This window comes from Salmonella sp. SAL4457, assembly GCF_046548235.1.
GTDB lineage: Bacteria > Pseudomonadota > Gammaproteobacteria > Enterobacterales > Enterobacteriaceae > Salmonella > Salmonella enterica.
The window spans coordinates 1-272 of the sequence record NZ_JBGDZO010000498.1 but is presented as its reverse complement, the minus strand read 5'-3'; the positions used below and the strand labels follow the sequence as shown (position 1 = coordinate 272).

At 61.0% G+C, this 272-nt stretch carries 1 protein-coding gene; it reads left to right on the top strand.

Annotated elements, in window-relative coordinates:
• Positions 1-272 (top strand): S1 RNA-binding domain-containing protein (locus tag ACLJNW_RS25215; RefSeq protein ID WP_410961361.1); only part of this gene is annotated, 272 nt, incomplete at both ends.

The window sequence follows — 272 nt, the reverse complement described above, 5'->3', positions numbered from 1 at the left end:
CCTGTCGGTCGATCCGGAGCGCGAGCGCATCTCCCTGGGCATCAAGCAGCTGGAAGACGATCCGTTCTCCAACTACGCGTCCCTGCACGAGAAAGGCAGCATCGTCCGCGGTACCGTGAAGGAAGTCGACGCCAAGGGCGCTGTCATCAGCCTGGGCGACGACATCGATGGTATCCTGATGGCTTCCGAAATCTGCCGTGACCGCGTCGAAGACGCGCGCAACGTCCTGAAGGATGGCGAGGAAGTCGAAGCCAAGATCATCAGCATCGACC